A 12,579-nucleotide genomic window follows, 5' to 3' on the forward strand; every position below is an offset into this window, starting at 1 on the left:
ACCACCGCGCGGCAGCGCGGAAAAAGGTGCAGCCGAGCATGGCTCGGCTCTACAGAAAGCGCTTTCTTACCGCGGCCAGGCGTTGGCGATGGTGCAGAACAGCCGCGCGGTCTGCTCGGTGTCATATACCGCGCTGTGCGCTTCATTCGCATCCCAACCCAGCCCGGCGGCAGTGGCCGCACGCGCCAGCACGGTCTGGCCGTAGGCGATACCGGCCAGGGTGACCGTGTCGAACACGCTGAACGGATGGAACGGATTGCGCTTGTGGCCGGTCCGCGCCACGGCCGCGTTGACGAAGCCGAGGTCGAAATGGGCATTGTGGCCAACCAGGATCGCGCGCTGGCAGCCGTACTTCTTCATCGCCGCACGCACCGGAGTGAAGATGTGGTCCAACGCCGCTTTTTCTTCCTTGGCCAGCCGGAACGGATGGTCGAGGATGATGCCGGTCACTTCCAGCGACTTCGGGTCGATCTCCAGGCCCTCGGCCGGGACCACGTGGGCACTGGCGGTCTGGCCGGGGTAGAGCAGGCCGTTCTCGTCCATCTCGATCGGCACCGCAGCGATTTCCAGCAGCGCGTTGCGCTGGCTGTCGAAGCCGCCGGTTTCGACATCCACCACCACCGGCAGGAAGCCGCGGAAGCGTTGTGACATCGCGCGCTGCGCCTGGGGAAGTGCGGAATCGGGAACGGCGGCAGGTGCGGGGATGGGGTCAGTCATGCGTGAATTCTATCAGAGCGGCCCTGAGCGCCCGGCCACGCAGCCCATGCCAGCCACCGTGGTGGCACGAACGCAGAACCCGGTAGGTGCCAACCTTGGTTGGCACATGACGCGCCGACCAAGGTCGGCATCTACCGAACCGCTGGCCGCGCAGGTGTGGCCGAGGGAGACCACCGCGCCAACCAGGCGTCCACGCTCAGCTTGCCGGCGCCGGTGAAGATCAGCGGCAGCAGCATGGCCATGAACAGCACCGGCAGCTTGAAGTTGCCGAAGCCCTGGTCGCTGATCGCATAGCCCATGGCCAGGTCGGCCAGCGAGTTCCACTCCATCGGCCAATGCACCGCATAGGTGGCCACCACGGTCAGCACCAGCAGGCTCGCGGCGGCGAAACGGGTGCCGAAACCGAACAGCAGGCAGGCCGCCCCGAGCAGTTCGAACCAGGTCGCCAGTTGCCAGTTCAGGGTGGCCGGCAACTGGTCGAACGGGAATGGAAAGGCGTCCTGCAGGTCGGCGAACCAGTTCTGGCCGCGCAGCTTCTCGCGGCCGGATTCGAAGAATTCCAAGGCCAGCAGCAGGCGCAGGCCGAGCGGGGCCAACCAGGGGGCGAGACGGTCCAGCTGGTCACGCGCGGCGGCCAGGGTCGGAAGGTTCATCAGGGGATCTCCGCAAATGGGGTGTCAGGGCGGGGCGGTGAGCGGGCCGATCACGCCGGCCTGCAGGAACTGCCGCAGCAGCGCGGCACCGGGGCCGGCCAGCGCGTCTTCGGCCAGCCCATGCGTGGTGGCGAGGCGTTGCAGGTACGTACGGCCTTCCAGCCCAGGCTGTTCACCGATGCTGGACAGCAGGTGCACCGCCAAGGGGCTGAGCGCGGCGAATCGCACTTCACCGTCGGCTTCGCGGCGGACCAGCAGGCCGGTGGGTTCTGGGAGGGGCTGGGTCGGCGCATCCTCTGCACCGAGACGGTGCACCGGCCACTGGTACAGCAGCGGCCACGCCAGCGGCGAACGCTGCAGCGGCACCCGCAGCGGATCGACATCGCCAGGCGCAGGAAGTGGCTCGGCCTGCAACTGGTACAGCGCGGTTTCCACCCACTCGTAGTGGGCCAGTTCGGCCAGCGCCGGGTGCGGCAGCTGCGACTGTGCCTGCAGCCACTGCACGAACTCGGCGGCCAGCTCGGTGAACAGGGGGGTCTGGCAGCGATGGGTGGCGAAGTAGTGGCGCACCAGCGCGCTCCATGCCGGTTCGCCGAGCAGGCGGACGCAGACCGGGAAACCGTTGCTCAGGAGCCCGAGCAGGTTGTTGAACAGCAGGTGCTGGTACACCGCCAACCGGCGTGCATCCAGGCCGGCCGGTGCCGGCACCGCCTGTGGATCGCGCAGGTGCGCGGTGAACGCGTGCTGCTGCGCGCGCAGGGTGTCGATAGCGTCAGCCATGTGCAGCCCCGGCGTGTGCGGCCTGCAGGCGGCGGATGGTCTGCAGTTCGCCCTGCAGTTCCGCATAGGGCGGGAAATTGAAATCGCGTTCGAGCAGGGTGGGGCGTGGGCCGATGCGAGCATAGGTACGCGCCAGCAACTCCCAGACCGGATCAATCACCGCGCTGCCATGGGTATCGATCTTCAGGTCGGGTGCCTCGTCCAGGTGCCCGGCCACGTGCAGGCAGACGATGCGCTGCGCGGGCAGGCCGGCGATGAAGGCATCGGCATCGTAGCCGTGGTTGCAGGCGTTGACGTAGACGTTGTTGACGTCCAGCAGCAGGTCGCAGTCGGCTTCGGCGAGCACCGCATTGGTGAACGCCAGCTCGTCCATCGCCGGTTCCGGCGCCAGGTAGTAGGACACGTTCTCCACCGCGATGCGGCGGCCGAGCAGGTCCTGCACGTGGCGGATGCGCTGCGCGGTATGGCGCACGGCTTCGTCGGTGAAGGGAATCGGCAGCAGGTCGTACAGGTGGCCGTCGTCGCTGCAGTAGCTCAGGTGCTCGCTGTACAGCGGCACGCGGTGCTTTTCGAGGAACCGGCCGACCTGCTCCAGCAGCTGGGTGTCCAGGGCGGCACTGCCGCCCAGCGACAGCGACAGGCCGTGGCAGCTCAGCGGATGGCGGTGTGCCAGTTCGGCCAGGGCATCACCGGCCGGGCCGCCGACATGGATCCAGTTCTCCGGCGCGCATTCCAGGAAGTCGAAGTCGCCTGCCGGAGCGTCACGCAGATCCTGCAGCAGCGCCCGGCGCAGGCCCAACCCTGCAGCCGCCGCGCGAAGCGGCGACTGCGGGTGGACGAGGCTGGCGCGGACGTCAGTGCTTGCCACCGCACTTGCCTTCGCCGCACTTGCCTTCAGCCGACTTCGTGTCGCCGGTCTTGGCCTTGGCGCCCGCTGCGCCGGCAGCCTTGCCCTTGTCGGCACCGCACTTGCCTTCGCCGGTCTTGCCGTCGGCACCACACTTGCCTTCGGCGTGCTTGGTCGCGTCGGCTGCCATCTTGGTATCGGCGGCCTTGGCATCGGTGCTGGCCTTGGCTGCCTGGCCGGCCACCAGGTAGCCCTGGGCGAGGTCGCTCATGCTCAGCGCCGAGGCGCTGGCGGTCATGCCCAGGCCGGCGGCCAGAGCGGTAGCGGTCAGCAGGGACAGGGTCTTGTTGGAACTGCTCATCGGTCTTACTCCTGGGTGGTGGGCAGGTGCCCGGGGTGAATCGATGGTGCAGCGATCCTACTCAACGAATCCTCGCCAAGAACTCAAATTTTCGTGAGATCTGTTACAGAAGCATCCGGCAGGTCCGCACCGGGCAAGCCCGGCGGGCCCAATGCGGGGGAACTCCCCAAAAAAGAAGGCCGCTGTCACCAGGACAGCGGCCACCTTGGAGTCGACTCCGGTGTTGCAGTGCAGCGTCAGGGCTGGCCGGTGCTGGAGGTCTCGTCGCGCTTTTCACGCGGTGGCAGCGGCTGCTCGCCATGCACCAGGAACCATACGTTCTCGGCGATGTTGGTGGCGTGGTCGCCCACGCGCTCCAGGTTCTTGGCCATGAACAGCAGGTGCGTGCACGGGGTGATGTTGCGCGGGTCTTCCATCATGTAGGTCAGCAGCTCGCGGAACAGCGCGGTGTACTGCGCGTCCAGGCGGGCGTCGTCCTCACGCAGTTCCAGCGCGGCATCAGCATCGTTGTCGCGGTAGGCGGCAATGGCACGCCGGACCTGCTGCGCGGCCAGGCGGCCCAGTGCACGCAGGCCCTGGATCTGCGGCAGCGGCGGCACCTTGCCCAGCGCGATCGAGCGTTTGGCGACGTTGGCAGCGTAGTCACCGATGCGCTCGATGTCGGCCGGAATGCGCAGGCCGGCAAGGATCTCGCGCAGGTCGCGCGCCATCGGGCCACGCAGCGCCAGGCGCATCACGTCGTGGCTGATCTGCTGTTCCAGCGCATCGATCGCCTCGTCGTTGGCGATGATGCGATGGGCAGCGTTCTCGTCGCGCTTCTCGATCACGTCCATCGACGCTTCGAGCTGGGCGACGGCCATCTCGCCCATGCGCACGATCTCGGCCACCAGGCGCTGCTGCTCTTCGTCGTAGCTCTTGACGATGTGGTCGTTGGGAAGGTTCATGGTTGTTCCACTCTGTAGAGTCGAGCCACGCTCGACTGATGGTGTCTGCAGGGTCGAGCCGTGCTCGACTGACGTTTCAGCCGAAGCGGCCGGTGATGTAGTCCTCGGTCTGCCGCTGCGACGGCTGCGAGAAGATCACTTCGGTGCGGTCGTGCTCGATCAGGTCGCCCAGGTACATGAAGGCGGTGTAGTCGGACACGCGTGCGGCCTGCTGCATGTTGTGGGTGACGATCACGATGGTGTACTCGTGCTTGAGTTCTTCCACCAGCTGCTCGATGCGGCTGGTCGAGATCGGATCCAGCGCCGAGGTCGGCTCGTCCAGCAGCAGCACCGACGGGCGCAGGGCCACGGCACGGGCGATGCACAGGCGCTGCTGCTGGCCGCCGGACAGGCCCAGTGCGCTCTGCCCCAGCTTGTCCTTCACTTCGTCCCACAGCGCGCCCTGGCGCAGCGCCTGCTCGACGCGGTCTGCCATGTCGGCCTTGCTCAGCTTCTCGTGGTGGCGGATGCCGTAGGCCACGTTCTCGAAGATGGTCATCGGGAACGGCACCGGCTTCTGGAACACCATGCCGACCTTGCTGCGCAGGCGGTTCATCGGGTACTTCGGCGACAGGATGTTCTCGCCGTCCAGCAGCACTTCACCGCGCGCTTCCAGCTTCGGGTACAGCGCGTAGATGCGGTTGAAGATGCGCAGCAGGGTCGACTTGCCGCAACCGGAAGGACCGATCAGCGCGGTCACGCGCTTTTCCGGGATTTCCAGGTTGATGCCCTTCAGGGCGTGGAACTTGTCGTAATAGAAGTCCAGTCCACGCGCAGCCAGCTTCACCGGCGACGGCGTGTGCAGGCTCTCGTGCGAGGACGGCACGGCGATGCGCTGCATCGGCACGGCGTTGGAAAGGTCGTTCATGGCGTTATCCACGGAAAGGTCAGTCATGGGAGATACGGTTGCGCAGCAGGATGCCGCGGGCGGCAAGGCTGACCAGCAACACGAAGACAGTCAGCACCAGGGCACCGGCCCATGCCAGCACCTGCCAGGATTCATACGGGCTGCCGGCGAACTGGTTCATCACCACCGGCACCGAGGCCATCGGCTGGAAGATGTTGTTGTTCCAGTACTGGTTGCCGAAGGCGGTGAACAGCAGCGGTGCGGTCTCGCCGGAGATGCGGGCCAGTGCCAGCAGGATGCCGGTGATGATGCCGGCCGAGGCACTGCGGTACAGCACCTGCACGATCACCTTCCACTGCGGGATGCCCAGCGACAGGGCCGCTTCGCGCATCTGCGAGGGCACCAGGCGCAGCATCTCGTCGGTGGTGCGTACCACCACCGGCAGCACGATGAAGGCCAGCGACAGCGCACCGGCGAACGCCGAGAAGTTGCCGCCGGTCTGCATCACGTACAGGGTGTAGACGAACAGGCCGAGCACGATGGACGGGGCCGACAGCAGGATGTCGTTGACGAAGCGGACCACGGTGCCGGCCTTGCGGGCGTTGCCGTACTCGGCCAGCCAGGTGCCCGCCAATACGCCCAGCGGGGTGCCGATGCCGATCGCCAGCGCACACATCACGGCGCTGCCGAAGAACGCGTTGGCGAGGCCGCCTTCCTGCATCGGCGGCGGCGTCATCTTGGTGAACAGATCCAGGTTGATGCCGGCCAGGCCCTTGGAGGCCAGGGTGAACAGGATCCAGCCCAGGAAGAACAAACCGAACAGCGCGGTGGCGCAGGAGGCGGTGATCGCAACGACATTGCCGATGCGGCGGCGCAGGTACAGGGAGTCAGCGGTGCTGGACATCAGTTGCCCTCCTTGCGGGACAGGCGCATCAGCATCAGGCGGGCGATGGCGAGCACCACGAAGGTGACGATGAAGAGGACGAAGCCGAGCAGCAGCAGGGCCGAACGGTAGGTTTCAGTGGCTTCACCGAAATCGTTGGCGATCAGCGCAGCAATGGTGGTGCCCGGTTCCAGCAGCGACGGCGACAGGCGCACGCTGTTGCCGATCACGAAGGCCACCGCCATCGTCTCGCCGAGGGCGCGGCCGAGGCCGAGGAAGATGCCGCCGATCACCGCCGAGCGGGTGTAGGGCAGCACGATGTCCCAGCTCACTTCCCACTTGGTGGAGCCCAGCGCATAGGCCGATTCCTTCAGGCGGGTCGGCACGGTCAGGAACACTTCGCGCATCACCGAGGAGATGAACGGAATGACCATGATCGCCAGCACGAAACCGGCGGTGAGCATGCCGATGCCCAGCGGCGGGCCCTGGAACATCGGGCCGATGATCGGCCATTCGCCCAGGGTCTCGTTGAGGAACGGCGTGACGTACTCGGTCATCACCGGCACCAGCACGAACAGGCCCCACATGCCGTAGATGATCGAGGGAATGCCGGCCAGCAGTTCGATGGCTGTGCCGACCGGGCCACGCAGCCAGCGTGGCGCGACTTCGGTGAGGAAGAAGGCGATGCCGAAGCTGACCGGCACGGCGATGACCATCGCGATGACGGCGGTGACCAGGGTGCCGTAGATCGGGGCGAGCGCGCCGAACTTGTTTTCGACCGGATTCCAGTCGGCGGAGAAGAAGAAGCTCAGGCCCTGCATCTGCAGGGCATGGCGGCCGCCCCACAGCATCGACAGCGCGGCGCAGGCCAGGGCGATCAGGACGAAGATGACGGTGCCGACCAGCACCCATCGGAACAGTTTGTCGTTGCGGGCATCACGCGCATCACGCGTGGACGGGGCGGCTACAGGCTGGGCGATGGCATTCATGGGGACGGCAGGGCCAGGAAGGGGCGGGGCGGCACGGCGTGGAAGCGGTGCCCGCGCGGGGCGGGCACCGTCGAGTCCGTCACTTCAGGTCGGTCGCCCAGTAGGCCTCGATCTGCTTGACCAGTTCGGCCGGCAGCGGCACGTAGTGCAGCTCGTTGGCCTGGGCTTGGCCGTTCTCGAAGGCCCACTTGAAGAAGGCCAGGGTGTCCTGGTTGCGCTTGGCGTCCTTCGGCTGCTTCTGCATCAGCATGAAGTTGGTGGCGGTGATCGGCCACGCCTGCTCGCCCGGGGCGTTGGTGATGACCAGGTTGAAGTCCTTGGCGCTGGCCCAGTCGGCGCTGGCGGCCGCCGCGGCGAAGGTTTCCGAGCTGGGCTCGACCCAGTTGCCGGCGGCGTTCTGCATGGCGGTGTACGGCATGCCGTTCTGCAGCGCGTAGGCCAGCTCGACGTAGCCGATGGAGCCCTTGATCTGCTTCACGTACGAAGCGACGCCTTCATTGCCCTTGCCACCGACGCCGTCCGGCCACTGCACCGAGGTGCCTTCGCCGACCTTGCTCTTCCACTCCGGGCTGACTTTGGACAGGTAGTTGGAGAAGTTGAAGGTGGTGCCCGAACCGTCCGAACGGTGGACCAGGGTGATCTTGCCGTCCGGCAGCTTCACGCCCGGGTTGGCGGCGACGATGGCCGGATCGTTCCAGGTCTTGACCTTGCCCAGGAAGATGTCGGCCAGCAGGGCGCCGCTCAGGCGCAGCTTGCCGGCTTCCAGGCCTTCGATGTTGACCACCGGCACCACGCCGCCGATGGCCGACGGGAACTGGGCCAGGCCGGCCTGTGCCAGCTCTTCGCTGCTCAGCGGTTTGTCGGAGGAGCCGAAGTCGACGGTGCCGGCCTTGATCTGGGCGATGCCGCCGCCGGAGCCGATCGACTGGTAGTTGATCTTGGCCCCGGTGGTGGCGTTGTAGTCGGCCGACCACTTGGAGACCAGCGGGAAGATGAAGGACGCGCCCGCGCCGGACACTTCGGCGGTCACCTTGGCACCGGCAGCGGCCGGGGCAGCGGCACCGTCGGCCGCCGGCTGCTGCGCGGCCTGCTTGTCGCCACCGCAGGCCGACAGGCCCAGGGCGATGGCCAGGGAAAGGGCGGCAAGGCCGGCCGAGTGCAGTTTCATGGTCACTCCATAGCGGGGAAGAGCCGACGTGGTCGGCGGATGCGGCTATGAAATGATGTTTTTGTTACAGCCGTATTACGACCATGACAGAGGTGTCCTGGATCACGTTCTGACAAGGGTTTCACCGGGTTGGCCCCCATCCGGCAGAGCCCCGGAGACCCCGGATCTGCGCACCGGTATGGCGGCCGGTTGGCCCGTGTGGAGTCAAGCCATGTTCGACGGCTCCCTGCCCTCGGTAGGTGCGGACCGTCGGTCCGCACGCTCCAGCACCCAGCCGAGCGTGGGCTCGGCGCTGCAGAGGCAGATGCATGCATCCCCGAAAACAAGAAGAGCGCGAGATCTCGAGGATCTCGCGCCCGGTTGGGGCCGGCGGGGGAGAGAGGACCCGCCGGCCCCGTTCCTGCGGGGGAACGTGCTTACTTCAGGTTCTGCGACCAGTAGGTCTCGATCTGGCGGACCAGGCTGTCCGGCAGCGGCACGTAGTCCAGCTGGCGGGCCTGGGCGTCGCCGCTCTTGTAGACCCAGCGGAAGAACTCCTGGGTGGCCTTGCCGTTGGCAGCGTTCTTCGGCTTCTTGTGCACCAGGATGAAGTTGGTGGCGGTGATCGGCCAGGACTCGGCGCCCGGGGCGTTGGTCATCACCAGGTAGAAGTCCTTGGCGCTGGCCCAGTCGGCGCTGGCGGCAGCGGCGGCGAACGATGCATCGCTCGGCTGGACGAACCTGCCGGCAGCGTTCTTCATCGCCGTGTACGACAGCTTGTTCTGCAGTGCGTAGGACAGTTCGACGTAGCCGATGCCGCCCTTGATCTGCTTCACGTAGGCAGCAACGCCTTCGTTGCCCTTGCCGCCGATGCCGGCCGGCCACTGGACCGAGGTGCCTTCACCGACCGAGCTCTTCCACTCCGGGCTGACCTTGGACAGGTAGTTGACGAAGTTGAAGGTGGTGCCCGAACCATCCGAGCGGTGCACGACGGTGATCTTGGCGCTCGGCAGGGTCACGCCCGGGTTCAGCGCGGCGATGGCCGGGTCGTTCCAGGTCTTGATCTTGCCCAGGAAGATGTTGGCCAGCACGGTGCCGTCCAGCTTGAGTGCGCCCGGGGCGATGCCGGCCACGTTGACCACCGGCACCACGCCGCCGATCACCGACGGGAACTGGGCCAGGCCCGAGGCGGCCAGTTCTTCCGGCTTCAGCGGTGCATCGGAAGAGCCGAAATCAACGGTCTTGGCCTTGATCTGCGCAATGCCGCCGCCGGAACCGATCGACTGGTAGTTGACCTTGTTGCTGGTGGCAGCGTTGTAGTCGGCCGACCACTTCGACATCACCGGGTAGATGAACGAGGCGCCCGCGCCGGTGATTTCAGCGGCGTTGGCGGCGAACACGGACGACGCTGCGAAGACGGCAACGGCAACGCGCGACTTGAAGGCGTGGATCACGGGGTGGCTCCTGGGTTGATTGGAATGCGGGGTTACCCGCCCGGCGCACATTCCATAACGGTTCGATGACAGCGCGGGGACCGTTGTATGACGCATCCGTTACAGCGCTGGCTGACGCTTGCGCAGCGCGGGCCGTGAAGGTTTCGCGCAGCGGCTGAGGCGGTCGTGCGGGCACAAGGGAGGTGCGCCGGCGCCGGTTGCGGTCACCTTGCATAGGTGGCCGATGAGGTGACGGCTGGCTCCCTTCGCGCGGTCTGCGCCTGGCGTTGCGCAGGGATTCCGCGTCATCCGCGCGAAGCCGGGCGGTGCGGACCAGGGTGACCCGGCGGCTTGCCCGCGTGTCGGTGCCGATACACCACGCCATGGGGCGCAAGGGATCGATAAGCATGTGCGCGCAAATGAGTCGTACGCATGACCGCACGAAGAAATCTGGGGTTGGTGCTCAATCTGTCATTCGGCTGTCATGGTTTTAACGGAACGTTCGCAAAACGCTTGACCGGCCTGCCGGCGTGGCGTTCTGCCCAAGCCATTCCAACCCTCTGGAGAAATCCAAAATGCGTTCCCATTTGCTCGCCGCCGCGGTCGTTGCAAGCCTCGGTCTGGTTTCCGCCGACGCCTTCGCAGCCCCCGCCAGCTCGGGCGTGTCCCAGGCACAGTTGCAGCAGCTGCAGGCACAGATCGCTGCGCTGCAGGCCCAGGTCCAGCAGTTGCAGAACGATTCGCAGGCGCTGCAGGCGCAGTCCGACGCGCAGTCCGAAGTGAACATCACCCAGGCGCAGGCCCTGGAAGGTGCGCAGAAGACCCAGACCAGCGTCGACAAGCTGGCCAAGCTGGTCAATGACAACAAGATTGGCGGTCGCATGTTCTTTGACCTGACCAACATCGACAAGACCAGCAACGGCAAGGACACCGCCGCCAGCGGCACCGGCCTGGACGTCAAGCGCTTCTACCTGACCGTCGACCACAAGTTCAACGACATCTGGTCGGCCAACCTGACCACCGACTTCCAGTACAGCTCGGCCATCGGCAACACCGAACTGTTCGTCAAGAAGGCCTACGTGCAGGGCAGCTTCGACCCGGCCTTCAACCTGCGCGTCGGTGCCGCCGACATGCCGTGGATCCCGTACGTCGAGAAGTTCTACGGCATGCGCTATGTCGAGAACACCCTGACCGACCGCCTGAAGTACGGCAACTCGTCCGACTGGGGCCTGCATGGCTTCGGCAACCTGGGCAACAACTTCAACTACGCCGTCTCGGTCGTGTCCGGCGCCGGCTACAAGAACCCGACCCGCAGCAAGGGCATGGACGTGGAAGGCCGCGTGGCCTACACCCCGAACGAGAACTTCGTGGTCGCCGTCGGCGGCTACAGCGGCAAGCTGGGCAAGGAAACCGACATCCAGAGCGCCGAGAACACCTACACCCGCGCCAACGCGATGGTGGCCTACGCCGACAGCAACTTCCGCGTCGGCGGCGAGTACTTCCAGGCCAAGAACCTCAACAACGTGCTGACCGTTGCCACCGACAAGACCAGTGGCTGGTCGGTGTGGGGCAGCGTGCGCGTGACCGACGGTGGCATCAACGTGTTCGGTCGTTACGATGACACCGACGTCAGCAAGACCCTGGACCCGACCCTGAGCGACAAGTACTGGAACGTCGGCGTCGAGTTCCCGGTCATGAAGAACCTCAAGCTGTCGACCGTGTACAAGTACACGCACCTGGCCAACGCCAGCGACAAGAAGAACGACAAGACCAAGGAATTCGGCGTCTGGGGCGACCTGTCGTTCTGATCTCCTGAAGCACCCTTGTCCATACACGCGGACGGCGGGCCTGGTGCCCGCCGTCTTCGTTTCGTCACAACACGATCCGCGTCACGTCTCGGCTGTGGTCTTTTCCTTGAACCGGCACAGGTCGGCGATCACGCAGCCCGGGCAATCCGGCTTGCGCGCCTTGCACACGTAGCGGCCATGCAGGATCAGCCAATGGTGCGCGTCGAGCAGGAACTCGGCCGGAATCACCTTCACCAGCGTGTCCTCCACTTCGCGCACGTTCTTGCCGGGGGCCAGGCCGGTACGGTTGGAGACGCGGAAGATATGCGTATCCACCGCCATCACCGGCTCGCCGAAGGCGGTGTTGAGCACCACGTTGGCGGTCTTGCGGCCCACACCGGGCAGCGCTTCCAGCGCTTCGCGGTCGCGCGGCACTTCGCCGCCGTACTTCTGCAGCAGGATCGCGCAGGTGGCGATCACGTTCTTCGCCTTGGCGTTGAACAGCCCGATGGTGGCGATGTACGGCTTCAGGCCATCCTCACCGAGCGCGAGGATCTTCGCCGGCGTGTTGGCGACCGGGAACAGGCGGCGGGTGGCCTTGTTGACGCCGACGTCGGTGGCCTGTGCGGACAGCGCCACGGCCACCAGCAGTTCGAACGGCGAGCTGTACTCAAGCTCGGTCTTCGGGTGCGGATTGAGCTCGCGCAGGCGGGTGAACATTTCCACCACGTCGGCGCGCGGCATGCGGCCGCCGCGCCGCGCCGGTGCGCGGGCAGTCTTCTTCGCGGTGGCCATTACGGCTCCTTGCCGGTGACGCGGGCCTTGGCCCGGGCGAGAATCGCGGCCGCCGCGGCGGGCAGGGGGGGCTTCACGTCCGGCGCCGGGGGCGGGGTGCGACGTGCATCGCGCTCGGCTTCGCGGCGGGCCAGGCGCACCGCGCGGGCGCGATAGCGTTCGCGTGCGGCCCAGGCCGTACGCAGTTGCTGCTGGGCCTGCTGCAGCCGCTGCGGAAGGTCCGGGTGGCCAGGCAGCAGCTGTTCGTCGCCGGCTCGGGCGACGTAGTCCATCAGCCCCGCCTGCAGGGCGCCATCGAGATCGTCTGCCTGGACCCGGGCGAACAACTGCGCGGGGTTGGGTCGGGATGCCATGGCG

14 protein-coding genes are annotated in these 12,579 nt (G+C 66.4%); 1 reads left to right on the forward strand and 13 read right to left on the reverse strand.

Annotated features, from left to right (window positions below; translation table 11 throughout):
- Positions 1 to 66: 66 nt before the first annotated feature.
- From rnt to pstS (AC5P7F_RS09150), 11 genes are all read right to left on the reverse strand, one after another.
- Positions 67 to 717 carry a ribonuclease T gene (gene rnt / locus AC5P7F_RS09100; protein WP_032956522.1) on the reverse strand — a complete coding sequence of 217 codons (651 nt, stop codon included), beginning with the start codon at positions 715 to 717 and terminating at the stop codon, positions 67 to 69.
- Between the two features lie 131 nt (positions 718 to 848).
- A complete protein-coding gene (locus AC5P7F_RS09105) occupies positions 849 to 1,370 on the reverse strand; it encodes an HvfX family Cu-binding RiPP maturation protein (protein ID WP_164076949.1) in 522 nt (173 codons plus the stop codon).
- A 24-nt stretch (positions 1,371 to 1,394) separates the two neighbouring features.
- The gene (locus AC5P7F_RS09110) at positions 1,395 to 2,150 is read right to left on the reverse strand and encodes an HvfC family RiPP maturation protein (protein ID WP_069117332.1); all 756 of its coding nucleotides are present in this window, start codon (positions 2,148 to 2,150) and stop codon (positions 1,395 to 1,397) included.
- Positions 2,143 to 3,018, reverse strand: coding sequence for an HvfB family MNIO-type RiPP peptide maturase (locus AC5P7F_RS09115; protein WP_164076948.1), 876 nt, complete (start codon positions 3,016 to 3,018; stop codon positions 2,143 to 2,145). Before AC5P7F_RS09115 ends, AC5P7F_RS09110 begins: the two co-directional genes overlap by 8 nt.
- Positions 3,005 to 3,358, reverse strand: coding sequence for an HvfA family oxazolone/thioamide-modified RiPP metallophore (locus AC5P7F_RS09120; protein ID WP_014646537.1), 354 nt, complete (start codon positions 3,356 to 3,358; stop codon positions 3,005 to 3,007). The genes AC5P7F_RS09115 and AC5P7F_RS09120 overlap by 14 nt, the downstream gene beginning before the upstream one ends.
- 236 nt (positions 3,359 to 3,594) lie before the next feature.
- The gene (gene phoU, locus AC5P7F_RS09125; protein ID WP_005408787.1) at positions 3,595 to 4,302 is read right to left on the reverse strand and encodes a phosphate signaling complex protein PhoU; all 708 of its coding nucleotides are present in this window, start codon (positions 4,300 to 4,302) and stop codon (positions 3,595 to 3,597) included.
- Between the two features lie 76 nt (positions 4,303 to 4,378).
- Positions 4,379 to 5,209, reverse strand: a complete 831-nt coding sequence (gene pstB / locus AC5P7F_RS09130; protein ID WP_005408788.1) for a phosphate ABC transporter ATP-binding protein PstB — start codon at positions 5,207 to 5,209, stop codon at positions 4,379 to 4,381.
- A 19-nt stretch (positions 5,210 to 5,228) separates the two neighbouring features.
- Positions 5,229 to 6,092: a phosphate ABC transporter permease PstA gene (gene pstA / locus AC5P7F_RS09135; protein ID WP_014646538.1), complete on the reverse strand. Its 864-nt coding sequence runs from the start codon at positions 6,090 to 6,092 to the stop codon at positions 5,229 to 5,231.
- A complete protein-coding gene (gene pstC, locus AC5P7F_RS09140; protein WP_005412771.1) occupies positions 6,092 to 7,060 on the reverse strand; it encodes a phosphate ABC transporter permease subunit PstC in 969 nt (322 codons plus the stop codon). Before pstC ends, pstA begins: the two co-directional genes overlap by 1 nt.
- A 79-nt stretch (positions 7,061 to 7,139) precedes the next feature.
- A complete protein-coding gene (gene pstS / locus AC5P7F_RS09145; protein WP_164076947.1) occupies positions 7,140 to 8,228 on the reverse strand; it encodes a phosphate ABC transporter substrate-binding protein PstS in 1,089 nt (362 codons plus the stop codon).
- 416 nt (positions 8,229 to 8,644) lie between these two features.
- Complete coding sequence (pstS, locus tag AC5P7F_RS09150; protein ID WP_014646540.1) at positions 8,645 to 9,661, reverse strand: phosphate ABC transporter substrate-binding protein PstS; 1,017 nt, start codon at positions 9,659 to 9,661, stop codon at positions 8,645 to 8,647.
- Between the two features lie 554 nt (positions 9,662 to 10,215).
- On the opposite strand from pstS (AC5P7F_RS09150), the gene AC5P7F_RS09155 reads away from it, so the two are divergent.
- Positions 10,216 to 11,448 carry a porin gene (locus AC5P7F_RS09155; RefSeq protein ID WP_014646541.1) on the forward strand — a complete coding sequence of 411 codons (1,233 nt, stop codon included), beginning with the start codon at positions 10,216 to 10,218 and terminating at the stop codon, positions 11,446 to 11,448.
- 81 nt (positions 11,449 to 11,529) lie between these two features.
- Here the strand turns inward: AC5P7F_RS09155 and nth are convergent, their stop codons facing one another.
- Together nth and AC5P7F_RS09165 are read right to left on the reverse strand one after the other, a co-directional pair.
- Positions 11,530 to 12,222 (reverse strand): endonuclease III, encoded by a 693-nt coding sequence (gene nth / locus AC5P7F_RS09160; RefSeq protein WP_014646542.1) that lies wholly within the window; start codon positions 12,220 to 12,222, stop codon positions 11,530 to 11,532.
- A complete protein-coding gene (locus tag AC5P7F_RS09165) occupies positions 12,222 to 12,575 on the reverse strand; it encodes a hypothetical protein (RefSeq protein WP_049442206.1) in 354 nt (117 codons plus the stop codon). Before AC5P7F_RS09165 ends, nth begins: the two co-directional genes overlap by 1 nt.
- Between the last annotated feature and the right edge of the window lie 4 nt (positions 12,576 to 12,579).

The sequence above is a fragment of the Stenotrophomonas sp. YJH_SMC_105-26 genome (assembly GCF_059368915.1).

Coding starts and splice junctions, on each gene's coding strand:
- rnt (WP_032956522.1), bottom strand. CDS start 717: ATGACTGACCCCATCCCCGCACCTGCCGCCGTTCCCGATTCCGCACTT.
- AC5P7F_RS09105 (WP_164076949.1), bottom strand. CDS start 1,370: ATGAACCTTCCGACCCTGGCCGCCGCGCGTGACCAGCTGGACCGTCTC.
- AC5P7F_RS09110 (WP_069117332.1), bottom strand. CDS start 2,150: ATGGCTGACGCTATCGACACCCTGCGCGCGCAGCAGCACGCGTTCACC.
- AC5P7F_RS09120 (WP_014646537.1), bottom strand. CDS start 3,358: ATGAGCAGTTCCAACAAGACCCTGTCCCTGCTGACCGCTACCGCTCTG.
- phoU (WP_005408787.1), bottom strand. CDS start 4,302: ATGAACCTTCCCAACGACCACATCGTCAAGAGCTACGACGAAGAGCAG.
- pstB (WP_005408788.1), bottom strand. CDS start 5,209: ATGAACGACCTTTCCAACGCCGTGCCGATGCAGCGCATCGCCGTGCCG.
- pstA (WP_014646538.1), bottom strand. CDS start 6,092: ATGTCCAGCACCGCTGACTCCCTGTACCTGCGCCGCCGCATCGGCAAT.
- pstC (WP_005412771.1), bottom strand. CDS start 7,060: ATGAATGCCATCGCCCAGCCTGTAGCCGCCCCGTCCACGCGTGATGCG.
- pstS (WP_164076947.1), bottom strand. CDS start 8,228: ATGAAACTGCACTCGGCCGGCCTTGCCGCCCTTTCCCTGGCCATCGCC.
- AC5P7F_RS09155 (WP_014646541.1), top strand. CDS start 10,216: ATGCGTTCCCATTTGCTCGCCGCCGCGGTCGTTGCAAGCCTCGGTCTG.
- nth (WP_014646542.1), bottom strand. CDS start 12,222: ATGGCCACCGCGAAGAAGACTGCCCGCGCACCGGCGCGGCGCGGCGGC.
- AC5P7F_RS09165 (WP_049442206.1), bottom strand. CDS start 12,575: ATGGCATCCCGACCCAACCCCGCGCAGTTGTTCGCCCGGGTCCAGGCA.